This is a genomic window from Streptomyces sp. NPDC053560, assembly GCF_044544605.1.
Classification (GTDB): Bacteria; Actinomycetota; Actinomycetes; order Streptomycetales; family Streptomycetaceae; genus Streptomyces.
In genome coordinates this window covers 105,070-129,182 of record NZ_JBITXI010000014.1, presented here as the reverse complement: position 1 = coordinate 129,182, position 24,113 = coordinate 105,070, and the positions used below count along the sequence as shown (strand labels likewise).

The window sequence follows — 24,113 nt, the reverse complement described above, 5'->3', positions numbered from 1 at the left end:
TGTGCCCTACGGGACCTATGGGGCCTACAGGGCCTAGCCGTCGGCGCCCACGCCCTCGGCGTGCACGCTGTCGGCGCCCACACCTCCCTCGACGTCCGTGCCGTCGCCTACAGGGCCGGGAGAACCGGCAATGTCACCCGAACGCACCCTGGACCGGGCCCGGTGCGCCTTCTGCCGGCAGGCCCCACCGCAGTAGCGGGCGGGCCGGCCGGTATGCGCCGAAGGTACAGGTACGCCGCATTCTTCGCACAGAGTTTCGTTACAGTCGGCCGCTTCGAACGGTAGTTTCGTTACGTCTCGCCCGGCGCGCAGCGCGTCGCACATCAGCGCCGTCATACGCCCCACGGCACCGTCCTCGGGCTCCGCACCCAGGGGATATTCCGCCCCGGCCCCGGTTTCCCCCGTCGCTGCGCGGCCTTCACCCGAACGGCGTACTTCCATGACCATGCAGCCGGTCAACAGCACCCGGACATCGGCCAGAACCACATCCTGGCGCACCGCACCGTCCCGCTGAGCCCTGTGCAGCAGGACTTCCAATGCCGCCCAGAATTCCTGCTCCAGCCCCGGCTCCACCGGGCGCGCATGGATCACTTCCGCACCTTCCAGCGCGGCGCTCATCGCCTTGTTCTGCGCGGCCAGCCTGACCACCGAGGAAATGAAGCGGAAAAACACCTCGCCCGGGTCAGGCACATCGGCCAAGTCCCGTGCGGTGTCGGTGAACAGCCGCAGCCGGTCCGCGACCGTCGCCTTGAACAGCTCGTCTTTCGAAGGGAAATGACGGTAAACGGTGCCGGCCCCCACCCCCGCGCGCCGAGCGATCTCCCCAAGCGGAACGCCCAACCCGCGTTCCTCAAACGCAGTTCGAGCCGCCTGCAACACCAGAGCCCGATTGCGCCGCGCGTCGGCACGCAATGCCGAGACCTCTTTCTCCGGCATTCCCCGGCCTCCTCGAAAACGGCTGCACCACTGTCTCGGAAACCGCGTCGATAAACGGGCCGGACGTTCCGATTGTAAGCACCACCAAATGCGCGACCAGTGGACCCGTGGCCCGGCGCGCCGCCGCAAGAACGCCAGCAGAGCGCCACCGAACCGGGTTGGCGATTCCGTTTATCGGACAGCTGCTGAGCTGCCCCCGAGAGGAGCGGGCGAGCCGGCTCAAGAAGAAAGGGGTGCCACCTGCCCCCTTCCGGGTGCCTCCGGCCGCTCCATTACCCGCTCAAGTGATCGTTAAATAAGGAGAGTTGAGGGTTCAGCATTCCGTTTTTCAGGTGAACGGATGCCTAACGGCCGCCTCGGGGCTCGCGATGGTCGCCAGACCAGGACCCCGTCGACCTCTCCGCTGACCCGACTCCCCGGACGTGAAATCCCCCGGCGGACACCGTCAGCCTCCTCCCCCCCGCCTACGTGACCGCGTCGCCCACACATGACTGTGGGGCCGTGTTTCACGTGAAACACGGCCCCACTCAGCTCTCATCGCGGCCTACAGGCCCAGAAGTCACCCAACTGGCCTAGCCAGGCCGGCGTTGCGGCCCGGCTAGGCCAGTCACCCCCTCACGGGCGCCCTACGCGCCGGGTTCAGCCTCCGATCACCGCGTCCCACGCGGCTCCGGCAGCCTTCGCGGCGGCGCCCGCGTCCGGCTCGGCGTCCAGCGTGCGCAGCCCTTCGGCCAGTGCGGACAGCGCGGCGAGCACCACTCCACGGTCAGCGGCGCGACCGTAGTGGTTCAGGCGGATCATCTCCGTGGCCAGCGCGCCGGCCGCGGCCTGCAGCGGCACCCCACCGTCGGCGGCCAGCGCAGCGGCCACGATCTCGCGGGCGTCCTGCCCCTCCGGCGCCCGCAGCGTCGTCGCCGCCGGCGCCGCGTCCTCGTCGCGGAGCACGTACGGCGTCAGATCGCCCAGGGCCCGTACGCCCGCACGCGTCGCGGCGGCGGCCGCACGGTGACGGGTGATGACGGCCTCCAGCCCCTCGGCCGCCACCCGGTCCACGGCCTGCTCCAGGGCCAGCATCTCCAGCTGCGCCGGAGCGTGCGGCAGGGCCTTACGGCCGCCGTCGATCCAGCGGTCCTTCCAGTCCTGCAGCGAGAGGTAGGAGCGGCGCGGAGCCTGCTCATTGGCGGCGATCCGCTCCCAGGCACGGGCGCTCACCGAAGCCACCGAAACCCCGGCAGGACCCGCCAGCGCCTTCTGCCCACCGATCACGCACAGGTCCACGCCCCACTCGTCGGTACGCAGCGGCTCGGCGCCCACCGATGCGACCGCGTCCAGCATCAGCAGCGCCCCGTGCTCCCGCACCACGGCGCCGATCTCGGCCACGGGGTTGGTGTTGCCGGTCGCGGCCTCGGCGTGCACCAGGCTCACGAAGTCGATGGCGCGGTTCTCCCGCAGCGCGTCCGCCACCTGCTGTGGCGAGACCGCACCGGTGAACGGCGCACTGATCGTCACGACGTCGGCGCCGCAGGACCGCAGCCAGCCGCCGAAGGTCTCGCCGTACGGTCCGGTGATGATGTTCAGCGCGGTGCTGCCGGGCCTGACGGCCGAGCGGATGCATGCCTCCAGCGGCAGCAGCGCCTCGCCCTGCATCGTCACGACGTCCGCTTCGGTCCCCATCAGTGCGGCGACCTTGTCCTCGATCCGCGCGAAGTGCGCCGCGGTGAGCGGCGGCAGGTCGAGCAGCGCCGGGGAGTCGGAGTTCGCGGTCGCGGTCGCGGTCGCATCGTTCACGGCAGTCACAGTGGCCTTCCAGCGGTAGCGGGCCCCGCACGACGGCGGCTCCCGGGCACTCCTGATATCTGGCTCGACTGTACGTCCGCCCCGCCACCCGTTCGCCGACACCCGCTGTCCACGGGCGCCCCTCCACCGGCCCCCGTTGACGCCTCGACCGGCGTCTCAGCCCTCCGTGCGCCAGCCGCCCTGGTCGACGCCGCCCGGCACCGGCGTCGCCGGCTCGTACGGGGCGCGGGTGAACACGAACGTGCCCAGGTCCAGGTGGCTCACCGAGCCGTCCCCGGCCCGCACGGCGCGCAGCGTCTCCCCCGCGTAGTAGCCGTCCAGCCCCGTCCACGTGCCGTCCTCCGACGGCCTGAACCGCGAGCTTCGGCCCCCGCCCGACACCGGCCCCAGCTCCAGCTCCCGGTCCGCACGCAGCCGCAGGACGAACGGGTTGGCGCCCCAGTACCAGGGGCCGGTCAGCGCCAGCAGCTCCTCGTCCAGAGGGCCGGCCAGCGGCCGCCACGGCGCGGGGACCCGCGGCTCCCGCTCGGCCACGATCCGTACGAGATCCGCGGCGATGCCGCTCACCGCCGGGCCCGACGTGCAGTTGGCCAGCGCGAGACCCGCCAGCCCCTCGTCCGTACGGGGATCCGCACCGATCCACAGGGACGCCAGAAAGCCCGGCATGGAGCCGGTGTGCCCGGCCAGCACCCGGCCGTCGTCCGTCCGCAGCAGCTGCAGGCCCAGGCCGTAGCCCGTGGTCCAGTCGCCCTCCGCCGGCACCGCGGGCGTCCGCATCTCGGCGACGCTCGTCGCGCTCAGCACCCGTTCGTCGCCGCGGGACAGGAACGCCGCCCACCGGCACAGGTCCGCCGCGGTGGACCACAGCTGGCCCGCCGGGGCCATCAGGCCGGTGTCCTCGGCCGGTTCGGGCAGCAGCACGTCCGCCCACGGGTGCACCGCCCAGCCCGTCGCGTGCGGCGCCACCGGGTCGAGCGTCGTACGCGTCATCCCCAGCGGCTCCAGCACCTCACGCCGCAGCACCTCACCCCAGCGCGTACCGTCGCGCAGCCGCTCGACGAGCGCGCCCAGCAGCGCGTACCCGGGGTTGGAGTAGTGGTGCCGCCGCCCCGCGGGGTGGCGGCGCGGCCGCTCGCCGAAGAGGTCACCAGGGCCCGGCCGCAGCCTGCCCGGAGTGCGCTCCCACCACGGCCCCCGCGCCTCGGCCGCCAGGCCCGCACTGTGCGCGAGCAGCTGCGCGACCGTCGCGTCCGGCACCGGAGTGTCCTTGAGGTGCTTGCCGACCGGGTCCGCCAGGTCGAGCAACCCCTCATCGCGCAGCCGCATGACCAGCACCGCCACGAACGTCTTGGTGATCGAGCCGATGCGGTACTGCACATCGCCGTGCGGCGCCGCGCCGCCGACGGTCCCCCGCAGCCCCAGCCAGGCCGGCCGCCCGTCCCGCACGACCGCACCGACCATCGACGGGGCACGCCCCTCGGACTGCCCCACGGCCAGCCGCCGCCACAGCTCCCGTCGGGTGCCCGCCAACAGCTCCGCGCCCTCGCGCTCCGCGTCCGAGGACACCACCACGCCACCCCACTCCGTCATGCCCCCATGCTCGCAGAGCACCACGCAACACCCCTGGCCAGCACAGCCATTCGGCGAGCCCGGACCCATGAACGACATGAGCCGCCGACGCGTGCAACGCGCCGGCGACGAGGACAGGAAAGGACAACAGGGCGCGCCTCGCCCCGCTCGCTACCTGTAGGATCTCGCAGCTCGTGTCATCTGCCGATCCTGTGACCTGGGCATTCTCAGACCGTCTCAGGTTCGTGGCATTTCCTTGCGTGAGCCGTTGAGCGGCCCTCGACTGCTCAGGGATTGCCCGTCTCGTCTGTTGCGTGGGGAAGCAAGGGGAACAGTCGGGTGATGAGCGCCACCGGCCGGGCGCCATCAGGCCGGGCCAGGGGTCGTTGCTCGCGGTCCTGGTAGGGGGCGAGCGTCCGTCGGACGGCATCCGCGACTCGGCTCATCTCTTCGGGCGTTAGGTAGGCGACGGCGCTGAATGCCTCGTCGTGACGCCATTCGGTCGGCGCTTGGTCTCGTCGGGCGAGCCATCGCTGCCAGCTCTCGTCCTCCAGTCCGCGGGCCAAGTCGCCGAAGTGCTGCTCCGCGGGTGAATCGGCGGATGGGTTGTGCTGCCTCAGTCGCCAGGGTCGTGCGCGGCCCCCGCGGTGAGGGGCTTCCTCGATGTAGCCGTGGCGTGCGAGCTGCCGGAGGTGAAACGAGCAGAGTCCGGAGCTGTAGCCCAGCCGGGCGGCCGCTTCGGTCGCCGTGACGGCACCGACTTCAGCCAGCAGGTCCAAGAGGGCTGTGCGGACCTCGTGCTCACGCAGTTCGTCGCCGGTTTTCCGCGTCTGCTCGGGCCGGGAAGAGAGGTCGTCTTCTGTCACTTTGCAAAGTCTGCTACTTTGCAAAGGCTCTGGCAAGCGGTTCTTGTTTCGGAAGTCATCAGATCGCAGCGATGTCCGCGGTGAATGGCTGGTGAAGAAGGGGAGACAGCGATGTCCGTTCGTCACGACCGGTCCCGTCCCGCAGACCGGCGAGTCCATGTGCAGGGCCAACCCGTCAACTCGTATCCGGCTCTGCCGCCGGAGGCGGAACGGGGATCGATGCGCCGGATCACGGTGGTGGGTGAGGAAGTTCTGAGCCGTGCTTGCCGGGCAGTGACGGAGTTCGGAACTCCTGAGCTGTCAGCGTTGATTGACGACATGTTCCTGACGATGTATGTGGCCGATGGTGCCGGCCTGGCAGCCAACCAGGTAGGCGTCGATCTGCGGCTGTTCGTGTACGACTGCCCGGACGACTATGGAGTCCGCCATGTCGGTCACGTCATCAACCCGGTTCTGGAACTTCCCGATCCGGGTAGCCGCCGCCTCGTTGACGAATTCGAGGGCTGCCTGTCCGTGCCCGGAGCCGCCATGGCGGTTCCTCGCACCGATCGCGCCGTCGTGCGCGGGTTCGACAAGGACGGCAACCCTCTCGTCATCGAGGGGAGGGGCTACTTCGCCCGGTGCCTGCAGCATGAGACCGATCACCTCTTCGGCCACACGTATCTTGACCGGCTTTCCAAGCGGGATCGCAAAGACGCGTTGCGGCAGATGAGCGACCGGCGTGACGACGTCTTCGCGCAACGCGCGATCAAGGCCGCTCGCCTGGGCCGATGATGCGCTTGGTGGCGGCGGCCACCTTCCTGCCGAAGGGCGTGGGCCGCATTCTGCGGCCCCGTTCAGCACGTTCGATCAAGAGTCGACCCAGGTCCTTTTCGAGCCGGTTGATCTGATTCGTGAGTGTCGTTTGGTGAATGCCGAGGGCCCGGGCGCTTCGGTGACGGTGGGGTAAGCCAGGGCGGCAGCGAAGCGTTCAAGTCGCTGCCAGGCACTTGGGCTCGTGAGAGCCTCACGCAGGATCCCGGGCTCGGGAAGGCCCGAGCCACTGTAACGGCGTCGGCCGAGCTCGACACCGTAGTGCTGGACCGTGCGCCATTTGGTCCGCAAGAACTCGAATGCGAGTCCCAGATCATGGCCTCCAACTCATCGAGGAAGAAGAACGCATCGCCTTCCGGGGTCTCCCCGCGGGAGTACAGCAAATACTCGCCCGGCCGCGTCGGCCGCAGCTTCCCGTAAGGGCCCTCCGGCCGTTCGGCGATGTCCCGGTTCCGCTTCGTACTCAGCCGGAACAGCGGGTGGCGACGTTCCAGCTCCGTCAGAACCCGGTAAGCGGTCGCCTGGCTCGGCAGACGGACCGCCTCAGGGCCATGCCGGGCGATAACACGTGCTCGGGTGCGTTCGATCACCATCTTGCGCGAGGGTTTCGACTCTCCGGTGTGCTCAACCATCACCTCCAAAGCCGTCTCCACACAACGCTCATCAGCTCCGGTCACTGACCCGCCAGGCTGCTTTTTCTTCGCAACCGGTCCGGCCTCGCCGTACCGCCGGAAGTCCGCCACCCACTGCTTGACGGTACGGACATGGACTCCAAGTTCCACCGCTTTGGCGGCGTACTTGGGCTCCACCGGCCCGCCGGGCACATAGTCGCGACGAGGTTCCCCGTCGCGAACCCGCTCAGGACTTCCAGGGCGGAAACCCGTCAGCACCTCACGGACATGTGCGGCACGTTCGAGAATCTGAAGGCGTTCACCTTCCTGCAGCTGGTCCAGCACCACAGAGGCGATCTCCTCAGCGTCGTCAGCCGCTGGGCCGGGCTGGTCGGGAATCACGGCCGCCCGATCGGAGAACAGCAGTTCCTTCAACGACAGACGCAGAAGCCGCCCCGACCGTCCTTGAGAACCACCTCGTTGCCCGCAGTGGTCGCGGCCATCTCGACCATTTCGACGGTCTGCCCGTCGTAGCGGAAGCGCGTTCCGACCCCCACCCGGGCCCCGGCCCCGCTCATGCTGCCTGCCTCAACACCCGTGATGGGCTGAGTGGCTGGCCGAGATCCCTGTGAAGATCGTGCACCCAAAGCAGGTGATAGACCGCGGCACGGACGTGCAGCTCGGGCCAGCCAGGCAGGCACCGGGCTGCCTCACCCAGCAAGACGCCGTCAAGGTCAGCTCGACGGAGCTCGTCCAAAATTTCGGCTGAGAGCAACCAGGTCCGCCGGTAGCCAGCCAGAAAGCGGATGTTCTCCAGTTCCGCCTCCGGCGGCTCACTCCAAACCTCGTATCGCCAGCCACGGGACTCCACCGCCCGCCGGGTCCAGTCGAAGGTGGACGCCACCTCGGGCCGGGTCAGCCGCTGACGTGGCTTGACGTCCACTACCAAGGGCCCCTGGTCGCTGATCATTGGATAGTCCGGGATGTGTTTGCGGACCTTGTCCGATACCACGGTCTTCATCAGGAACGGCTGAGCCACGATGCGGTGTACGGAGGGATCGAAGTCAGCAAAGAGAAGCCTCGCCGGCTCCAGCCGCGACTCATAAATCACATGGTCACGGATCGTCGCCGCCCAGTAGGCCCCGGAGTAGTGCCCCTGCCCGCGATACCAACGGAACGTCCGCCATGGAGACGCCGACGCCAGCAAGTCGATAGACGCCGTCATCCATGGCAGGTCCTCGACGCTCTTGCCGTCTCGGAAGCGAACGCTGACTACTACGGCGGGACAGTCCATGGCGTGCCCCCAGCCGGGTGAGGCCCTGTACGCCCACGGTGCCCAACCCTGGCGAGGAGGGCGGGCAGAAGCGACTCACATCAGCCGAAAGGGTGAGTACGCTGAACTGCAGGTCTCAGCACAACACCATATGTGGCCCTGATATGCAGTCAGCTCTGAGAATATGGCGCCGATTCTGAGAACCTACAGCTACCGCATCACGTCTGGGCCATGTCCACGAAGCGGGAGTAGTGGCCCTGGAAGGCGACGGTGATGGTGGCGGTGGGGCCGTTACGGTGCTTGCCGACGATGATGTCCGCCTCGCCGGCTCTGGGGGACTCCTTCTCGTAGGCGTCCTCGCGGTGCAGCAGGATGACCATGTCGGCGTCCTGCTCGATCGATCCGGACTCTCGGAGGTCGGAGACCTGCGGCTTCTTGTCCGTCCGCTGCTCGGGACCACGGTTCAGCTGCGAGAGCGCGATGACCGGCAGCTCCAGCTCCTTGGCCAGCAGCTTGAGGTTACGGGACATGTCCGAGACCTCCTGCTGGCGGCTCTCGACGCGCTTGGAGCCACCGGACTGCATCAGCTGCAGATAGTCGATGACCACGAGCTTGAGGTCCTGCCGCTGCTTGAGGCGGCGGCACTTCGCCCGGATTTCCATCATCGAGAGATTCGGCGAGTCGTCGATGAAGAGCGGCGCGGCCGAGACGTCGGGCATACGGCGGGCCAGCCGGGTCCAGTCCTCGTCCGTCATCGCACCGGAACGCATGTGGTGCAGCGCCACCCGCGCCTCGGCGGACAGCAGACGCATCGCGATCTCGTTGCGGCCCATTTCGAGCGAGAAGATCACGCTCGGCATGTTGTGCTTGATCGAACATGCCCGGGCGAAGTCCAGCGCGAGCGTGGACTTACCCATCGCCGGACGGGCCGCGACGACGATCATCTGGCCGGGGTGCAGGCCGTTCGTCAGGGAGTCCAGGTCGGAGAAGCCGGTGGGGACGCCGGTCATCTGGCCCTGGCGGGAGCCGATCGCCTCGATCTCGTCGAGCGCGCCCTCCATGATGTCGCCGAGCGGGAGGTAGTCCTCGCTGGTGCGCTGCTCGGTGACGGCGTAGATCTCCGCCTGCGCGCTGTTGACGATCTCGTCTACGTCGCCGTCGGCGGCGTATCCCATCTGCGTGATCTTCGTACCGGCCTCGACCAGCCGGCGCAGCACCGCCCGCTCGTGAACGATCTCGGCGTAGTACTCCGCGTTGGCCGCGGTCGGCACGGACTGCACAAGGGTGTGCAGGTACGACGCGCCGCCCACCCGGCTGATCTCGCCGCGCTTGGTCAGCTCGGCGGCGACGGTGATCGGGTCGGCGGGCTCGCCCTTGGCGTACAGGTCCAGGACGGCCTGGTAGACCAACTCGTGCGCGGGACGGTAGAAGTCGTGGCCCTTGAGGACCTCCACCACGTCGGCGATCGCGTCCTTGGAGAGCAGCATGCCGCCCAGTACGGACTGCTCGGCGTCCAGGTCCTGCGGCGGGACCCGCTCGAAGCCACCGCCCCACGCGCCGCCGCCGTCCTCGCGGTCAAACCGGTCCTCGCGGCCGCGCCCCTTGCCGTCGTTCCGGCGGGAGGGAGCGGGCAGCCGGTCGCCGGGGCCGGAGTCGGCCCAGGGGTCCTCCATGGCCTCGGGCATGCTCACCACGCCACCTCTTCCCGTCCGCGGTGCGGACCTTGCTGTGCCCTTCTTTCTTACGGCACTGCTCTGACAAACGAGTCACCCGACTCCGCTTACGGCGCGACGAGTTCGGATGAATCCAGGGACCGGCACGGGGAAGGGGCGCCGCATAACGGTAGGCCTGTGGGCACCGTCCGCCAATCTGGTTATCCACAGGCCATGTGGATGATCGCCCCCAACCTGTGGAGAACCCCCCGGATCCTGTGCACGGCGCGGGGGAAATCGGTGTGGACAAACACACAATCACCCCTTCCCACCGCCCCTGACCTGCGGTTTTCTCATCCATAGCCTGTGGGGAAGAAAAACTTCGGCAACCTGTTCAAGATCGCCACAATCGGTGTGGAGACACGTACTCCGCACTGTGGAAAGTAAGGAGCACTATGCGATTGTGTCTCTTACCTGTGGAAGATTAGATTGGGTGCATGACACAGGCTCCCGCGAAGCCCCGGCGCACCGGCCGCAGGCACGACCGCGAGATCATCGCACTCGCCCTTCCCGCGTTCGGCGCGCTCGTCGCGGAACCGCTCTTCGTCATGGTCGACAGCGCCGTCATCGGCCACCTCGGCACCCCGCAACTGGCCGGGCTAGGCGTCGCCGCAGCCCTCCTCACGACGGCCGTCTCCGTCTTCGTCTTCCTCGCGTACGCCACCACGGCGGCCGTCGCCCGCCGCGTCGGCGCCGGTGATCTCTCCGCGGCGATCCGCCAGGGCATGGACGGGATCTGGCTCGCCCTCCTCCTCGGCGCCGCAGTGATCGCCGTCGTACTGCCCACAGCCCCCTGGCTGGTCGACGCGTTCGGCGCCTCCACCACCGCGGCCCCCTACGCCACCACGTACCTGCGCATCAGCGCCCTCGGCATCCCCGCGATGCTCGTCGTGCTCGCCGCCACCGGCGTGCTCCGCGGCCTGCAGGACACCAGAACCCCGCTCTACGTCGCCATCGGCGGCTTCACGGTCAACGCCGTCCTCAACATCGGCCTCGTCTACGGCGCCGGCCTGGGGATCGCCGGCTCCGCCTGGGGCACCGTGATCGCCCAGTGCGGCATGGCGGCCGTCTACCTCACCGTGGTCGTACGCGGCGCCCGCCGTCACGGCGCCTCGCTGCGCCCCGACGCCGCCGGCATCCGTGCCTCCGCGCAGGCCGGCGTGCCGCTGCTCGTGCGCACCCTCTCGCTGCGTGCCGTCCTGATGATCGCGACGGCGGTGGCCGCACGGCTCGGCGACGCCGATGTGGCCGCCCACCAGATCATCCTGACCCTGTGGTCGCTGCTGGCCTTCGCGCTGGATGCGATCGCCATCGCGGGCCAAGCCATCATCGGGCGCCATCTCGGCGCGGGCGACGTGGACGGAGCCAAGGCCGCCTGCCGCCGCATGGTCGAGTGGGGGATCGCCGCGGGGGTGGTGCTGGGCATCCTGGTCGCGCTGGCCCGGCCGCTGTTCATCCCGCTGTTCACCGCCGACCCGGCCGTGAAGGACGTTCTGCTGCCGGCCCTGCTGGTGGTGGCGGTGAGCCAGCCCGTCTCCGGCATCGTCTTCGTCCTCGACGGCGTGCTGATGGGCGCGGGGGACGGACCGTACCTGGCCGGGGCGATGCTCGTCACGCTGGCGGTCTTCGCACCGGTGGCCCTGGCCGTGCCGGCACTGGGCGGCGGGCTGACGGCTCTGTGGTGGTCGATGGCGCTGATGATGCTGGTCCGCATGCTGACTCTGTGGATCCGTACCCGCTCCGGCCGCTGGATCGTGACGGGCGCCGCCCGCTGAGGACGGGCCGCAGGGCCCACCGGCCCGACGGACAGCGGCAGGGGCCGCATCCCGGAAGGATGCGGCCCCTGCTGTGTGACTCGCTCACCGTGCCGCGTCAGCGGGCTGCTGCCCGCGGCCGGTGATCAGGCCGTGCGATCGGGCTGCACTCAGGCAGCGACGACCTCGACGCCGAGGTTGGCGACAACCTCGGAGTGCAGACGCACGGAGACCTGGTGCGCGCCCAGGGTCTTGATCGGCGAACCGACCTCCACGCGGCGCTTGTCCACGTCCGGGCCACCGGCGGCCTTGATCGCCGAGGCGATGTCGGCCTGGGTGACGGAGCCGAACAGGCGGCCGGCGTCGCCGGCGCGGACGGCCAGCTTCACCTTGACGCCCTCGAGCTGACCCTTGATCTCGTTGGCCTGCTCGACCGACGCGATCTCGCGGATCTTGCGACCGCGGCGGATCTGCTCGACGTCCTTCTCGCCGCCCTTGGTCCAGCGGATCGCGAAACCGCGCGGGACCAGGTAGTTACGGGCGTAACCGTCACGGACGTCAACGACGTCGCCGGCGGTGCCGAGGCCGGAGACCTCGTGGGTGAGGATGATCTTCATGTTTCGGTCACCCTTCCCTTATCGCGCGGTGGAGGTGTAGGGCAGCAGCGCCATCTCACGGCTGTTCTTCACGGCCGTGGCGACGTCACGCTGGTGCTGGGTGCAGTTGCCGGTGACCCGGCGGGCACGGATCTTGCCGCGGTCGGAAATGAACTTCCGCAGCAGGTTCGTGTCCTTGTAGTCGACGTAGGAGATCTTCTCCTTGCAGAACACGCAAACCTTCTTCTTCGGCTTGCGAGCAGGCGGCTTCGCCATTGTCTCTCTCCAGTGAGTTTCAAGAAGTTTGTGCTGGCGCCCTCAGGCCGCCGGGCCCACGTTTCACGTGAAACCGTGTTTCACGTGAAACAGCCCCGCGTGTACGTGCCAGACGTACGTGCCTAGAAGGGCGGCTCGTCCGAGTAGCCGCCGCCGGAGCCGCCGCCCCAGCCGCCACCGCCGCCACCCTGCTGGCCACCGCCTGCAGGAGCACTGGTCGCCCAGGGGTCGTCGGCGGGAGCCCCGCCCCCGCCGCCCTGCTGGCCGCCGGGGCCACCGCCCCAGCCGCCGCCACCCTGGCCGCCGCCCTGCGGGCCGCCGCCGAAGCCGCCGCCCTGGGCACCCCGGCCGCTGGTCTTGGTGACCTTGGCCGTGGCATTGCGCAGGCTCGCGCCGACCTCGTCGACGTCGAGCTCGTAGACCGTGCGCTTCACGCCCTCGCGGTCCTCGTACGACCGCTGCTTGAGGCGGCCCTGCACGATCACGCGGGTACCCCGCGTGAGGGACTCGGCGACGTTCTCCGCCGCCTGACGCCACACCGAGCAGGTCAGGAACAGGCTCTCGCCGTCCTTCCACTCATTGGTCTGACGGTCGAAGGTGCGGGGAGTGGACGCGACGCGGAACTTCGCGACCGCCGCACCGGACGGGGTGAAGCGCAGCTCGGGGTCATCGACAAGATTGCCGACGACCGTGATGACGGTCTCGCCTGCCATTAGGGGAACCTCTCGGCGGGTGTGCTGCTGGCTGCTGTGTTGCTACTCGAACCCGATGTCCGCTGAACGCTTACGCGGTCAGTGGGTCTCGGGACGGAGGACCTTGGTCCGGAGGACCGACTCGTTCAGGTTCATCTGACGGTCGAGCTCCTTGACGACGGCCGGCTCGGCCTGGAGGTCGATGACCGAGTAGATGCCCTCGGGCTTCTTGTTGATCTCGTACGAGAGACGACGACGGCCCCAGGTGTCGACCTTCTCGACCTTGCCGTTGCCCTCACGGACGACGGAAAGGAAGTTCTCGATCAGGGGGGAGACAGCGCGCTCCTCCAGATCGGGGTCGAGGATGACCATCACCTCGTAGTGACGCATGTGGAACCCACCTCCTTTGGACTCAGCGGCCACGGTCGTTCCGTGGCAGGAGGGTCGTGATGCGTTCCGCGCCCGGCCCGTACAGCGAATGCGGACAGACATGGGCGCAGACCGTACAGAGTACCTGCCGGAAGGCTTCCGGTTGAAATCAGGCCGGGGATCCCCTCAATCTGGAACACAACGGGTGTGAGCGGCGTTACAGTGCGCCGCCTGTCTACGGAGGTGCCGCATGGCACATGCAGTACAGCCCCAGAAGTCCCAGCAGCACGGTCTGCTCGCCGTGCTGAACAGCGACGGTAAGGCGCATCCGGTCGAGAACACCCTCGCCGCGGTCACCCTGGTGCTGGGGCTCATCGCCGTGATCTCCGCCGCCTTCACCCATCTGCACCTGCTCAGCTCCTGGGCCGGCCTCGCCGGTATCGCCACGGGCGCCTGGGGACAGTTCATCTCCGTGACCACCGGAGAACGCTTCCTGCTGATCATCGGCCTCGGCGCTGCGGCGCTCGGGTTCTTCCTCGGCATGGCGCACGGAGGCCTCTTCGGAGGCGTACTGGGCTGACCGCACCGATGACGTACGGGCGTGTGCGCCCGTAGGCCCAGACGGGGCGCTCCCTTGGCGCAGTAGGCTTCGGCGCGAGAGCCGGAGCCCCGACCACGGGGACAAACCTGCCGAGGAGCGCCCCGCATGAGCCTGACCCTGAGGACCATCAGTCGAGAGCAGCATCTGGCATACATCCAGAGCCTGCCCGCGGCGAGTCACATGCAGGTTCCGGCCTGGGCCGACGTGAAGTCCGAGTGGCGCTCGGAGAACCTGGGCTGGTTCGACTCCACCGGGCAGCTCGTCGGCGCCGGGCTGGTCCTCTACCGCCAGCTGCCCAAGATCAAGCGGTACCTCGCGTACCTGCCCGAGGGCCCCGTCATCAACTGGTACTCCCCGAACCTGGAGGACTGGCTGCGCCCGATGCTCGCGCATCTGAAGCACCAGGGTGCCTTCTCCGTGAAGATGGGCCCGCCGGTCATCATCCGCCGCTGGGACGCGGCCGCGATCAAGGCCGGCATTCAGAACCCCGACGTCAAGCGGCTGCGTGACGTGGAGGCCACCCACATCGAGCCACGCGCCTTCGAGGTCGCCGACCGCCTGCGCCGCATGGGCTGGCAGCAGGGCGAGGACGGCGGCGCGGGCTTCGGTGACGTACAGCCCCGCTACGTCTACCAGGTGCCGCTGGAGAACCGCTCGCTGGAGGATGTCCACAAGGGCTTCAACCAGCTGTGGCGCCGCAACATCAAGAAGGCGGACAAGGCCGGCGTCGAGGTCGTCCAGGGCGGCTACGAGGACCTCGCCGAGTGGCAGCGGCTGTACGAGATCACCGCGGTGCGTGACCAGTTCCGCCCGCGGCCGCTGAGCTACTTCCAGCGCATGTGGACGGCCCTCAACAGCGAGGACCCCAACCGCATGCGGCTGTACTTCGCCCGCCACAACGGGGTGAACCTCTCCGCGGCGACGATGCTGGTCGTCGGCGGACACGTCTGGTACTCCTACGGCGCGTCCGACAACATCGGCCGTGAGGTCCGCCCGTCCAACGCGATGCAGTGGCGGATGCTGCGGGACGCCTACGCGCTCGGCGCGACGGTCTACGACCTGCGCGGCATCAGCGACTCGCTGGACGAGACGGATCATCTCTTCGGCCTGATCCAGTTCAAGGTCGGCACCGGCGGGCAGGCAGCGGAGTACCTGGGCGAGTGGGACTTCCCGCTGAACAAGTTCCTGCACAAGGCGCTGGACATCTACATGTCGCGGCGCTGACCTCTCGCCTGCGACGTTTTCCACAGATCCACGCACCACAGCCACGAGAAAGGTTCACGGGCCGGCCATGGCGCTCACCCTCTACGTCGACACCGCGCGCTGGCGGGCGCACCAGCAGCAGGTGCTGCAGCAGTTCCCGGGACTGGTCCCGGTCTGCAAAGGCAACGGCTACGGCTTCGGGCACGAGCGCCTCGCCGACGAGGCCACCCGTCTGGGTTCCGACCTGCTGGCCGTCGGCACCACCTACGAAGCGGCCCGCATCAAGGACTTCTTCAGCGGTGACCTGCTCGTCCTGACGCCGTTCCGGCACGGCGAGGAGCCGGTGCCGCTGCCGGACCGGGCGATCCGCTCGGTCTCCTCCGTCCAGGGGCTCGGCGGCCTGGCCGGCGCCCGGGTCGTGATCGAGGTCATGAGCAGCATGAAGCGGCACGGCGTCACGCCGGAGGAGCTGCCGATGCTGACCTCGGCGATCGAGAACGTACGGCTGGAAGGCTTCGCCATCCACCTGCCGCTGGACCGCACCGACGGCACCGACGCTGTCGACGAGGTCATCGGCTGGATGGACCGGCTGCGCAACGCGCGGCTGCCGCTGCACACCATGTTCGTCAGCCACCTCAAGGCCGACGAGCTGCACCGGCTGCAGGCCCAGTTCCCGCAGACCCGCTTCCGGGCCCGGATCGGTACCCGCCTCTGGCTCGGCGACCACGACGCCACGGAGTACCGCGGCTCGGTCCTGGACGTCACCCGTGTGGCCAAGGGCGACCGCTTTGGCTACCGGCAGCAGAAAGCGGCCTCCGACGGCTACCTGGTCGTGGTGGCCGGCGGTACCTCGCACGGCGTCGGCCTGGAGTCGCCCAAGGCGCTGCACGGGGTGATGCCGCGCGCCAAGGGCGTCGCACGGGCGGGCCTGGCGACGGTGAACCGCAACCTCTCCCCGTACGTCTGGGGCAGCAAGCAGCGCTGGTTCGCCGAGCCGCCGCACATGCAGGTCTCCATCCTGTTCGTGCCGAGCGACGCTCCCGAGCCGAAGGTCGGTGAGGAGCTGGTCGCCCATCTCCGCCACACCACCACGCAGTTCGACCGCATCGTGGACCGCTGACCCGCGGCCTACCGGCACCAAGACTCCGGGCCCGGACGTACGGCACTCCTGCCGTACGTCCGGGCCCGCCGCGTTTCGCCGACCGGGCTCCCGCCCCGGCGCTCAGTCCCGCGCCGGTCCCCACTCGACCCGTGGCACGCCCTCGTAGGGGACGGTGTGCGGCGGGGCGTGGTGCTGCCGGCCGAGGACGAACACGTCAGGTGCCTGGTCCAGGACGCCGCCCGAGGGGTCGTCGGTGCCGTCCCTGCGCACCCCGTCGCGGTCGGGCAGCAGGATGTCCCTGACCACGAGCGCGCACAGGTACAGCGTGCCCAACAGGTGCAGGGTGATCGCCAGTTGGTAGCCCTCCGGCGGCAGCCCCTGGTGCTTGTCCCCGCTGCCGCTGTAGGCGAGGTACAGCCAGATCCCGAGGAAGTACATGACCTCGCAGGCCTGCCAGACCAGAAAGTCCCGCCAGCGCGGCCGGGCCAGCACGGCCAGCGGAACCAGCCAGAGCACGTACTGCGGGGAGTAGACCTTGTTGGTCAGGATGAAGAGCGCGACGACCAGGAACGCCAGCTGGGCCAGGCGCGGACGGCGCGGCGCGTAGAGGGCGAGCAGTGCGACGGCTCCACAGCCGACGATCATCAGCAGTGTCGCGTAGGTGTTGGCGTGCTCCAGCGCGTTGCCGGTCCGCTGGGAGATCAGCAGCCAGACGGAGCCGAAGTCGATCGGGCGCTCCTGGCTGAAGGTGTAGAACTTCTGCCAGCCTTCCCAGGCCGGCAGCATCACCGGCAGGTTCACCGCCAGCCAGGAGAAGACCGCGCCGCCCGTCACCGCGCCGAAGGCACGCCACTTGCCGGCCCGCCAGCACAGGACGAACAGCGGGCCCAGCAGGAGGACGGGGTAGAGCTTGGCCGCGGTCGCCAGCCCGATGAAGACTCCGGCGGCGAGCGGGCGGCTGCGCGACCACAGCAGCATGGCCACGGCGGTCAGCGCGACCGCGAGGAGGTCCCAGTTGATGGTGGCGGTCAGTGCGAAGGCCGGCGCCAGGGCGACGAGCAGGGCATCCCACGGGCGGTGGCGGTGGGTGCGGGCCACGCAGACCGCGATGACGACGGCGCAGACCATGAGCATGCCGACGTTGGTCAGCCAGTAGATCTGCTCCCGGTGCTGCATCGTGCCGCCGTGGGGCGTCACCCAGGAGGCCACCTCCATGAACACCCCGGTGAGTACGGGGTATTCGAGGTATTGCATGTCGCCGGGGATCCGGTCGAAGTAGGGGACCAGGTTCTCGGCGAAGCCGCGTCCGACGTAGAGATGCGGGATGTCGGAGTAGCAGGCATGGGTGTACTGGCTGGTGGCGCCGAGGAACCAGGCGCCGTTGTAGCAGGGCAGTTTCTGCACCATCCCCAGGGCGAACATCCCCAGGGCCACCAGGGCGATGATGCGGACCGGCGTCCACCAGCTCGCGCCGAGCAGTACGCGGCGGCCGGAGGGACCTCCGATCAGCTCGCTGCCGGCCGCCGCCACCTCGTCCCGTTGCGTCGGCCGTACGGGCTCGTCCTGTCGCACGCTCGTCATGGGGTCATCCTGCCGCACGTCCCTGTGCCGGAGACGGCGAAGCCCCCGCCCGGCATGCCGGGCGGGGGCTGTCGTGTTGCTCGCTGTTTCACGTGAAACCGGTCGAGCGTTTCACGTGAAACAGCGTGCGGTCAGTTGTCGATGCCGTTCGGGCCTCCGAAGAAGCCGCCGTCATCGCCACCTGGTGTTTCGGTCTCCGGCGGAGACGGCTCGTCCCCGGGATCACCGGGATCGCCCGAGGGCCCGCCGTTCTGACCACCGTTGTCCTTGCAGCCGATGTCCCAGGGTGAACAGGTCTCGGTCGGCGTGGCGCTCGGGGAGGCATCGTCGCTCGGGGTCTCCGACGGCTCCTCCGACGGCTCCTTCGACGGCTCTTCCGTCTTCGTCGGCGTCGGTGTCGGGCTGGCGCTCTCGCCGTAGACGACCTTGCCGATCTGCTGCGGCGGCGGGAAGGCCTCCATGGGCTCTCCCTTCATGGCCTCCATCATGTAGTCGCGCCAGATCTCCGAGGGGAACGACGCTCCGTGGATCTTGTCCTGGCCACCGACGCCGTACATCTTCAGGAACTTCTGGACCTTGGCCTGGTCGTTGACACGCCACATGCCGATCGTGGTGGCCAGCTGCTTGGTGTAGCCCGCGAACCACGCCGACTTGTTGTCGTCGGTGGTACCGGTCTTACCGGCCGCTTCGCGTCCGTCCGGCAGCTGCGCCGCAGTACCGGTGCCCTTCTTGACGACGTTCTTGAGGACATCCGTGACGTTGTCGGCCACATTCGGGTCGAAGGCCTGCTTGGTCTTCGCCACTTCCCTGTGGTTGAACTTCTCCACGCCGTCCTTGGTCACCGACTCCACGGAGTACGGGTCGGTCTGCTGACCGCTGGCAGCGAAGGTGGCGTACGCACCGGCCAGCCGGATCGCGCTGGGGGCCGACGTCCCCAGGGAGAAGGTCGGCGTCGTCCGCGCCATGCTGTTGTCGTCCCGCAGACCGGCGGCGATCGCCTCCTGCTTGACCACCTCCGGGCCGACGTCCATGCCCAGCTGGATGTAGGGCGTGTTGACCGAGAACTGCATGGCGGTCCGCAGGCTGATCCGGCCCTTGTCCTCGTTGCCGTCGTTGGCCTGGTGCCACTCGTTGCCGTCCTTGTCGTGCCAGACGGTCCGGTCGTAGTTGAGCAGGCGCAGCTTGTTGTCGCCGTTGTACATACTGCTCGGCGACACGGGGGTGCGGATGGCCGGGTTGCTCGGACTCCGCACGCCCTTGTCCATGGCCGCGGCCAGGACGAACGGCTTGAACGTGGAACCGACCTGGACGCCGGTGTAGTCGGCGTTGTTCGTGTAGTGCTCCGTGGCGTCCTTGCCACCGTAGATCGCGCGGATCTTGCCGGTCTTCGGCTCGACCGAGGCCCCGCCGAACTGCACGTACTTGTCGACCGCACGCTGCTCGGGCTTCAGCGCCTTCTTGGAGACCTTCTCGACCGCCTTGGTCAGCTGACCCATCTTCTTGCGGTCGAAGGTGGTGTGAATCGCGTAGCCGCCCTTTTTGAGCTCGGCTTCCGAGATGTTCGTGTTGGCGGTGATGTAGTTGTTCGCGAGGTCGACGAGGTACCCCTTCTGGCCCCGCAGGTCCATCGCCTTCTTCGGCGGCCTCGGCATGGGGAAGTCGTCGTCCGTGATCTGAGCCCGCTTGGCCTTGGACAGCCGGCCCACCTGGACTTCCCGGTCCAGCGTCCACGACCAGCGCGCCTTGGCCCGCTTCAGGTTCGCGTCCTTGCTCTCCGTCGTGACGTACGGGTCGTACAGGTTGGGACCGTTGAGCAGCGAGGAGAGGAAGGCGCTCTCGCTCCTGGTGAGGTCCTCGGAGTCCTTGTTGTAGTAGGCGCGCGACGCCGCCTGGATGCCGTAGGCGCCCCGTCCGTAGTACGCCGTGTTGAGGTACCCGGCCAGGATCTTGTCCTTGGGCTCCGAGGTGCCCACCTTTATCGAGATGAACAGCTCGGTGATCTTGCGCTTGAGCGTCTGTTCCTGGTTCAGATACGTGTTCTTCACGTACTGCTGGGTGATCGTCGAACCACTCTGGGTGTCGCCGCCCATGGCCATCTTGACCACCGCACGGGCGATGCCCATCGGATCGACGCCGGAGTCCGTCTCGAACGAGGCGTTCTCCGCGGAGATCACCGCGTCCTGCATCTCCGTCGGGATCTGGCTGATCGGCACGATCGTGCGGTTGAGCTCGCCGCCACCCGCGACGACCATCTGCTTGTTGTCGCTCCAGTAGTAGACGTTCTTCTGGACCTGCGAGAGCTTCTGCGGGTCGGGAACGTCGACGTACGCCAGCGCGATGCCCGACAGCCCGAGCACGAAGGCGATGAAGCCCAGGCAACTGCCCAGCACCAGGCGCCAGGACGGCACCCAGCGACGGGCTCCGTCCTTGCCCGCGCGCGGGTAGTCGATGAACCGCTTCTTGGGCGGCCGGCCGTCACCTCCGGCACCACCCCGGCGGCCGCGGCCCGCACCGGCCGCGGCTTCGGGCGCCCGCCGGCGCCCGCCGCGTTGCGCGGCCCTGCGCGCCGCCGCCCGCCCCTGATACGGAGGCTCCTGCCCAGGTGCGCCGGACGGGGAGGCGGCGGAGGCAGACCCCTGCGCCGGGCCGCGCGCAGCGCGGCGGCCACTTGATTGCTGCTGTGCGGCGCGTCGGGCCGCGGCACGTCCGCCACCTTGCGGCTGCGGCGGTTTGCGACGGTGCTCGCTCATGGAACGGTTACTCCTCGGGCAGGCGCGCTATTCATCGCCTGAAGGCGGCAATTCACTTCAGGTCCCCCCGACAACACGGCCCGCACTGGTCTCTCGCGCGGGCCGCACTACACCGGGGACGGAGACGCCACTTCTGGCCACCTGGTTCCCGGCAGTCTGCATGCCGCACAGACTACGCACGGCCAAAACCTGCCCAGGCTCGGAATTCACTCCAAATCAGTCACGTTGGCTACGTCGAATCGGCGATGTGATCCCGTTCACCGTTCCCGCCCTTGTCCCGCCCGGTGCGCCGTTCTATCGTCTGGATGTATCGAGTCGATACATCAGCTCGACATAAAGAACGCAGACGACCGAGGAGGCGGAGGATGAGCAGACGGTCCGGCATCCTCGAATTCGCCGTGCTCGGTCTGTTGCGCGAGTCACCCATGCACGGGTACGAGCTGCGCAAACGGCTCAACACTTCGCTGGGTGTCTTCCGAGCGTTCAGCTACGGCACCCTCTATCCCTGCCTGAAGTCCTTGGTCGCACATGGCTGGCTGACCGAGGAGACCGGGGGAGGAACGGCTCCCGGCGCCCCCGCAGGATCGCTCGCGGGGCGCCGAGCCAAGATCGTCTACCGGTTGACGGCCGAGGGGAAGGAGCACTTCGAAGAGCTGCTCGCCCACTCGGGACCCGACGCCTGGGAGGACGAGCACTTCGGTGTCCGGTTCGCCTTCTTCGGGCAGACCTCGCGCGATGTCCGCATGCGCGTACTGGAGGGCCGGCGTAGCCGCCTTGAGGAGCGCCTCGAGAGGATGCGCGCCTCGCTGACCCGCCGTGAGCGGCTCGATCAGTACACCCTCGAGCTGCAGCGACACGGCCTGGAGTCCGTGGAGCGCGAAGTGCGCTGGCTGAACGAGCTGATCGAGAGCGAGCGGGCCGGGCGCGACCAGCGTGCCCCGGACTCCGCGGACCCGGACCGTAACGAGTCAGGAGAGACGGGCGGCCTGCCCCGCAACCGGGGTGGATCCCGGCCGGATCCGTCCGATGACACCGCCACATGAGGCTCCGCAGCCGCGGAGCCGCGTCGAGAACAAACAGGGAGCAACCGGAATGGGTTCGGTTCGCGTAGCCGTCGTCGGCGTGGGCAACTGCGCCGCCTCGTTGGTGCAGGGCGTCGAGTACTACAAGGACTCCGACCCGGACAGCCGCGTGCCCGGTCTGATGCACGTGCAGTTCGGTGACTACCACGTGCGTGACATCGAGTTCGTGGCTGCCTTCGACGTCGATGCCAAGAAGGTCGGCCTCGACCTCGCCGACGCCATCGGCGCCAGCGAGAACAACACCATCAAGATCTGCGACGTGCCGCGCACCGGCGTGAACGTCCAGCGCGGCCACACCCTCGACGGTCTCGGCAAGTACTACCGCCAGACCATCGAGGAGTCCGACGAGGCCCCCGTCGACGTCGTCCAGGTCCTCAAGGACCAGCAGGTCGACGTCCTGGTCTGCTACCTCCCCGTCGGCTCCGAGGACGCGGCGAAGTACTACGCCCAGTGCGCCATCGACGCCAAGGTCGCCTTCGTCAACGCTCTTCCGGTCTTCATCGCCGGCACCAAGGAGTGGGCGGACAAGTTCACCGAGGCGGGCGTCCCCATCGTCGGTGACGACATCAAGTCCCAGGTGGGCGCCACGATCACGCACCGCGTGATGGCCAAGCTCTTCGAGGACCGGGGCGTCATCCTGGACCGCACGATGCAGCTGAACGTCGGCGGCAACATGGACTTCAAGAACATGCTTGAGCGCGAGCGCCTGGAGTCCAAGAAGATCTCCAAGACGCAGGCCGTCACCTCCCAGATCCCCGACCGCGACCTGGGCGAGGACAACGTCCACATCGGTCCGTCGGATTTCGTGGCCTGGCTGGACGACCGCAAGTGGGCCTATGTCCGCCTCGAGGGCCGCGCCTTCGGTGACGTCCCGCTGAACCTGGAGTACAAGCTCGAGGTCTGGGACTCCCCGAACTCCGCCGGCGTCATCATCGACGCGCTGCGCGCCGCGAAGATCGCAAAGGACCGCGGCATCGGCGGCCCGATCCTCTCCGCCTCCTCGTACTTCATGAAGTCCCCGCCGGTGCAGTACTTCGACAACGAGGCCCGGGAGAACGTCGAGAAGTTCATCAAGGGCGAGGTCGAGCGCTGACCCAGCGACCGGCGGACGCCGCCGCGACCGCACCGTCCTGACCCGCGGGCCCCTGGGAAGTCTCCCCAGGGGCCCGCGGCCTGTGTGAAGCTGTGGCCCATGCCCGCCGCGCGTGATCTCCGCGTACTCCTCCGCCGCCGCGACTTCCGCCGGTTGCTGGCCGTCCGGCTGCTCTCCCAAGCCGCCGACGGCGTGTACCAGGTCGCCCTCGCCTCCTACGTCGTCTTCTCGCCCGAGAAGCAGGCCTCCCCCACGGCCATCGCTTCCGCCATGGCGGTGCTGCTGCTTCCCTACTCCGTACTCGGGCCGTTCGCCGGTGTGCTCCTGGACCGCTGGCGCCGCCGCCAGGTCCTGCTCCACGGCAATCTGCTGCGCGCCGTCCTGGCCGGTGCGACCACTGTGCTGCTCCTCGCCGGTGCGCCGGACTGGCTCTTCTACGTCTCCGCGCTCAGCGTCACCGCGGTCAACCGCTTCGTCCTGGCCGGGCTGTCGGCCGCACTGCCCCGGGTCGTCGACAACGCCGAGGCCCTGGTGGTGGCCAACTCCCTGTCCCCCACGGCCGGCACGCTGGCCGCCACCGCGGGCGGCGGCCTCGCCTTCGCCGTACAGCTCGCGGGTGGGCAGTCCGACGTGGCCGCCGTCCTTCTCGGCGCCGTTCTCTACCTGTGTGCCGCCGGCGTCGCGCAACGTATCCCGGCGGGCCTCCTCGGTCCGGACCCCCGCCGGACGTCCCCGCGGATTGCCGACGCGCTACTGGACACCGCCCGTGGGCTCACCGCCGGACTGGCCCACCTCCGGAAGCGCCGGTCAGCCGCGCGTGCCCTGGGAGCGATGGCGCTGATGCGCTTCTGCTACGGCGCGCTGACGATCACGGTGCTGATGCTGTGCCGTGCCTACTGGCCGCAGAACGGACCGGACGGCATGGCCACACTGGGCCTGGCGGTCGCCGCCTCGGGCGTCGGGTTCTTCGCCGCAGCGGTGGTGACCCCGTGGGCGGTGGCCCGGCTGACCGCCACCGGCTGGATCGCGATGTGCGCCGGAACAGCCGCCGTACTGGTCCCCGCGCTCAGCCTGTCCTTCGCCCTGGTGCCCGTACTCATCGCGGCCTTCGTGCTCGGCCTCGCCACCCAGGGCGCGAAGATCGCCACGGACACGGAGGTGCAGCACGCCGTCGACGATGTCTTCCGCGGTCGAGTCTTCGCCCTCTACGACGTCCTCTTCCACACCGCCTTCGTCGGCGCGGCCGGGGTCGCGGCCCTGGTTCTGCCCCTCGACGGGCGCTCGCCCGCACTGATCATCGGCGTGGCCGTGATCCATCTGGCCCTCGCCGTCGCCATGGCGCGGGCACGTGTTTCACGTGAAACATCGCCCCGGCCGAGAGACGGCCAAGGCGATGTACGGGATGTTTCACGTGAAACATGAGCGGCCGGGCCCACC

22 protein-coding genes are annotated in these 24,113 nt (G+C 68.7%); 9 read left to right on the top strand and 13 right to left on the bottom strand.

The features are described 5' to 3' along the window. Window positions 1-33 precede the first annotated feature (33 nt). The 4 genes from ACIGQF_RS30420 to ACIGQF_RS30405 all read right to left on the bottom strand — a co-directional run bounded on the left by ACIGQF_RS30420 (window position 34) and on the right by ACIGQF_RS30405 (window position 5,168). Window positions 34-936, bottom strand: coding sequence for a TetR/AcrR family transcriptional regulator (locus ACIGQF_RS30420; RefSeq protein WP_399716768.1), 903 nt, complete (start codon window positions 934-936; stop codon window positions 34-36). A gap of 639 nt (window positions 937-1,575) precedes the next feature. Continuing rightward, window positions 1,576-2,724, bottom strand: coding sequence for a pyridoxal-phosphate-dependent aminotransferase family protein (locus ACIGQF_RS30415; protein WP_399716766.1), 1,149 nt, complete (start codon window positions 2,722-2,724; stop codon window positions 1,576-1,578). A gap of 165 nt (window positions 2,725-2,889) precedes the next feature. Beyond that, entirely contained in the window at window positions 2,890-4,323 is a 1,434-nt protein-coding gene (locus tag ACIGQF_RS30410) for a serine hydrolase domain-containing protein (protein WP_399716763.1), read from the bottom strand. Between the two features lie 266 nt (window positions 4,324-4,589). Then, window positions 4,590-5,168, bottom strand: coding sequence for a winged helix-turn-helix domain-containing protein (locus ACIGQF_RS30405; protein WP_399716761.1), 579 nt, complete (start codon window positions 5,166-5,168; stop codon window positions 4,590-4,592). A 111-nt stretch (window positions 5,169-5,279) separates the two neighbouring features. Here ACIGQF_RS30405 and def point away from each other — a divergent pair, with 111 nt between their 5' ends. Further along, window positions 5,280-5,942 carry a peptide deformylase gene (def, locus tag ACIGQF_RS30400; RefSeq protein ID WP_399716759.1) on the top strand — a complete coding sequence of 221 codons (663 nt, stop codon included), beginning with the start codon at window positions 5,280-5,282 and terminating at the stop codon, window positions 5,940-5,942. Here def and ACIGQF_RS30395 read toward each other — a convergent pair. After that, a complete protein-coding gene (locus tag ACIGQF_RS30395) occupies window positions 5,917-6,054 on the bottom strand; it encodes a hypothetical protein (RefSeq protein ID WP_399717157.1) in 138 nt (45 codons plus the stop codon). The genes def and ACIGQF_RS30395 overlap by 26 nt on opposite strands. A 691-nt stretch (window positions 6,055-6,745) precedes the next feature. Between ACIGQF_RS30395 and ACIGQF_RS30390 the strand changes: the two genes are divergently transcribed. Continuing rightward, window positions 6,746-7,126, top strand: a complete 381-nt coding sequence (locus ACIGQF_RS30390) for a hypothetical protein (protein WP_399716756.1) — start codon at window positions 6,746-6,748, stop codon at window positions 7,124-7,126. 40 nt (window positions 7,127-7,166) lie between these two features. On the opposite strand, the gene ACIGQF_RS30385 is transcribed toward ACIGQF_RS30390, so the two are convergent. Together ACIGQF_RS30385 and dnaB are read right to left on the bottom strand one after the other, a co-directional pair. Continuing rightward, a complete protein-coding gene (locus tag ACIGQF_RS30385) occupies window positions 7,167-7,817 on the bottom strand; it encodes a TnsA-like heteromeric transposase endonuclease subunit (protein WP_399716753.1) in 651 nt (216 codons plus the stop codon). A 266-nt stretch (window positions 7,818-8,083) separates the two neighbouring features. Then, complete coding sequence (gene dnaB / locus ACIGQF_RS30380) at window positions 8,084-9,538, bottom strand: replicative DNA helicase (protein WP_399717154.1); 1,455 nt, start codon at window positions 9,536-9,538, stop codon at window positions 8,084-8,086. A 476-nt stretch (window positions 9,539-10,014) separates the two neighbouring features. Here dnaB and ACIGQF_RS30375 point away from each other — a divergent pair, with 476 nt between their 5' ends. Beyond that, window positions 10,015-11,352, top strand: coding sequence for an MATE family efflux transporter (locus ACIGQF_RS30375; RefSeq protein ID WP_399716751.1), 1,338 nt, complete (start codon window positions 10,015-10,017; stop codon window positions 11,350-11,352). Between the two features lie 149 nt (window positions 11,353-11,501). Here the strand turns inward: ACIGQF_RS30375 and rplI are convergent, their stop codons facing one another. From rplI to rpsF, 4 genes are all read right to left on the bottom strand, one after another. Next, window positions 11,502-11,948 carry a 50S ribosomal protein L9 gene (gene rplI / locus ACIGQF_RS30370; RefSeq protein WP_361553287.1) on the bottom strand — a complete coding sequence of 149 codons (447 nt, stop codon included), beginning with the start codon at window positions 11,946-11,948 and terminating at the stop codon, window positions 11,502-11,504. A gap of 18 nt (window positions 11,949-11,966) precedes the next feature. Then, entirely contained in the window at window positions 11,967-12,203 is a 237-nt protein-coding gene (gene rpsR / locus ACIGQF_RS30365) for a 30S ribosomal protein S18 (protein ID WP_003978893.1), read from the bottom strand. Between the two features lie 122 nt (window positions 12,204-12,325). After that, window positions 12,326-12,916 (bottom strand): single-stranded DNA-binding protein, encoded by a 591-nt coding sequence (locus tag ACIGQF_RS30360; protein WP_361553290.1) that lies wholly within the window; start codon window positions 12,914-12,916, stop codon window positions 12,326-12,328. A 78-nt stretch (window positions 12,917-12,994) separates the two neighbouring features. Then, window positions 12,995-13,285 carry a 30S ribosomal protein S6 gene (rpsF, locus tag ACIGQF_RS30355; RefSeq protein WP_003978891.1) on the bottom strand — a complete coding sequence of 97 codons (291 nt, stop codon included), beginning with the start codon at window positions 13,283-13,285 and terminating at the stop codon, window positions 12,995-12,997. 229 nt (window positions 13,286-13,514) lie between these two features. Here rpsF and ACIGQF_RS30350 point away from each other — a divergent pair, with 229 nt between their 5' ends. The 3 genes from ACIGQF_RS30350 (at window position 13,515) to ACIGQF_RS30340 (ending at window position 16,188) form a co-directional block, all read left to right on the top strand. Continuing rightward, the gene (locus tag ACIGQF_RS30350) at window positions 13,515-13,844 is read left to right on the top strand and encodes a hypothetical protein (protein WP_399716747.1); all 330 of its coding nucleotides are present in this window, start codon (window positions 13,515-13,517) and stop codon (window positions 13,842-13,844) included. Between the two features lie 126 nt (window positions 13,845-13,970). Next, window positions 13,971-15,089: a lipid II:glycine glycyltransferase FemX gene (locus ACIGQF_RS30345; RefSeq protein WP_399716744.1), complete on the top strand. Its 1,119-nt coding sequence runs from the start codon at window positions 13,971-13,973 to the stop codon at window positions 15,087-15,089. Window positions 15,090-15,156: 67 nt separating this feature from the next. Next, complete coding sequence (locus tag ACIGQF_RS30340; RefSeq protein WP_361553300.1) at window positions 15,157-16,188, top strand: alanine racemase; 1,032 nt, start codon at window positions 15,157-15,159, stop codon at window positions 16,186-16,188. A gap of 102 nt (window positions 16,189-16,290) precedes the next feature. On the opposite strand, the gene ACIGQF_RS30335 is transcribed toward ACIGQF_RS30340, so the two are convergent. Next, window positions 16,291-17,751 (bottom strand): glycosyltransferase family 87 protein, encoded by a 1,461-nt coding sequence (locus ACIGQF_RS30335; protein WP_399716741.1) that lies wholly within the window; start codon window positions 17,749-17,751, stop codon window positions 16,291-16,293. A 131-nt stretch (window positions 17,752-17,882) separates the two neighbouring features. Next, entirely contained in the window at window positions 17,883-20,501 is a 2,619-nt protein-coding gene (locus ACIGQF_RS30330) for a transglycosylase domain-containing protein (protein WP_399716738.1), read from the bottom strand. A gap of 365 nt (window positions 20,502-20,866) precedes the next feature. On the opposite strand from ACIGQF_RS30330, the gene ACIGQF_RS30325 reads away from it, so the two are divergent. From ACIGQF_RS30325 to ACIGQF_RS30315, 3 genes are all read left to right on the top strand, one after another. Then, window positions 20,867-21,544, top strand: a complete 678-nt coding sequence (locus ACIGQF_RS30325; RefSeq protein ID WP_399716735.1) for a helix-turn-helix transcriptional regulator — start codon at window positions 20,867-20,869, stop codon at window positions 21,542-21,544. 49 nt (window positions 21,545-21,593) lie between these two features. Next, window positions 21,594-22,676, top strand: coding sequence for an inositol-3-phosphate synthase (locus ACIGQF_RS30320; protein WP_399716731.1), 1,083 nt, complete (start codon window positions 21,594-21,596; stop codon window positions 22,674-22,676). Window positions 22,677-22,775: 99 nt separating this feature from the next. After that, entirely contained in the window at window positions 22,776-24,098 is a 1,323-nt protein-coding gene (locus ACIGQF_RS30315; protein ID WP_399716728.1) for an MFS transporter, read from the top strand. Window positions 24,099-24,113: the final 15 nt, after the last annotated feature.

Bases quoted from the DNA above. Each gene is read 5' to 3' on its own strand.
- ACIGQF_RS30420 (WP_399716768.1), bottom strand. From the start codon at position 936: ATGCCGGAGAAAGAGGTCTCGGCATTGCGTGCCGACGCGCGGCGCAAT.
- ACIGQF_RS30410 (WP_399716763.1), bottom strand. From the start codon at position 4,323: ATGACGGAGTGGGGTGGCGTGGTGGTGTCCTCGGACGCGGAGCGCGAG.
- def (WP_399716759.1), top strand. From the start codon at position 5,280: ATGTCCGTTCGTCACGACCGGTCCCGTCCCGCAGACCGGCGAGTCCAT.
- ACIGQF_RS30390 (WP_399716756.1), top strand. From the start codon at position 6,746: ATGGACTCCAAGTTCCACCGCTTTGGCGGCGTACTTGGGCTCCACCGG.
- ACIGQF_RS30385 (WP_399716753.1), bottom strand. From the start codon at position 7,817: ATGACGGCGTCTATCGACTTGCTGGCGTCGGCGTCTCCATGGCGGACG.
- dnaB (WP_399717154.1), bottom strand. From the start codon at position 9,538: ATGGAGGACCCCTGGGCCGACTCCGGCCCCGGCGACCGGCTGCCCGCT.
- ACIGQF_RS30375 (WP_399716751.1), top strand. From the start codon at position 10,015: ATGACACAGGCTCCCGCGAAGCCCCGGCGCACCGGCCGCAGGCACGAC.
- rplI (WP_361553287.1), bottom strand. From the start codon at position 11,948: ATGAAGATCATCCTCACCCACGAGGTCTCCGGCCTCGGCACCGCCGGC.
- rpsR (WP_003978893.1), bottom strand. From the start codon at position 12,203: ATGGCGAAGCCGCCTGCTCGCAAGCCGAAGAAGAAGGTTTGCGTGTTC.
- ACIGQF_RS30360 (WP_361553290.1), bottom strand. From the start codon at position 12,916: ATGGCAGGCGAGACCGTCATCACGGTCGTCGGCAATCTTGTCGATGAC.
- rpsF (WP_003978891.1), bottom strand. From the start codon at position 13,285: ATGCGTCACTACGAGGTGATGGTCATCCTCGACCCCGATCTGGAGGAG.
- ACIGQF_RS30350 (WP_399716747.1), top strand. From the start codon at position 13,515: ATGGCACATGCAGTACAGCCCCAGAAGTCCCAGCAGCACGGTCTGCTC.
- ACIGQF_RS30345 (WP_399716744.1), top strand. From the start codon at position 13,971: ATGAGCCTGACCCTGAGGACCATCAGTCGAGAGCAGCATCTGGCATAC.
- ACIGQF_RS30340 (WP_361553300.1), top strand. From the start codon at position 15,157: ATGGCGCTCACCCTCTACGTCGACACCGCGCGCTGGCGGGCGCACCAG.
- ACIGQF_RS30335 (WP_399716741.1), bottom strand. From the start codon at position 17,751: ATGACGAGCGTGCGACAGGACGAGCCCGTACGGCCGACGCAACGGGAC.
- ACIGQF_RS30330 (WP_399716738.1), bottom strand. From the start codon at position 20,501: ATGAGCGAGCACCGTCGCAAACCGCCGCAGCCGCAAGGTGGCGGACGT.
- ACIGQF_RS30325 (WP_399716735.1), top strand. From the start codon at position 20,867: ATGAGCAGACGGTCCGGCATCCTCGAATTCGCCGTGCTCGGTCTGTTG.
- ACIGQF_RS30320 (WP_399716731.1), top strand. From the start codon at position 21,594: ATGGGTTCGGTTCGCGTAGCCGTCGTCGGCGTGGGCAACTGCGCCGCC.
- ACIGQF_RS30315 (WP_399716728.1), top strand. From the start codon at position 22,776: ATGCCCGCCGCGCGTGATCTCCGCGTACTCCTCCGCCGCCGCGACTTC.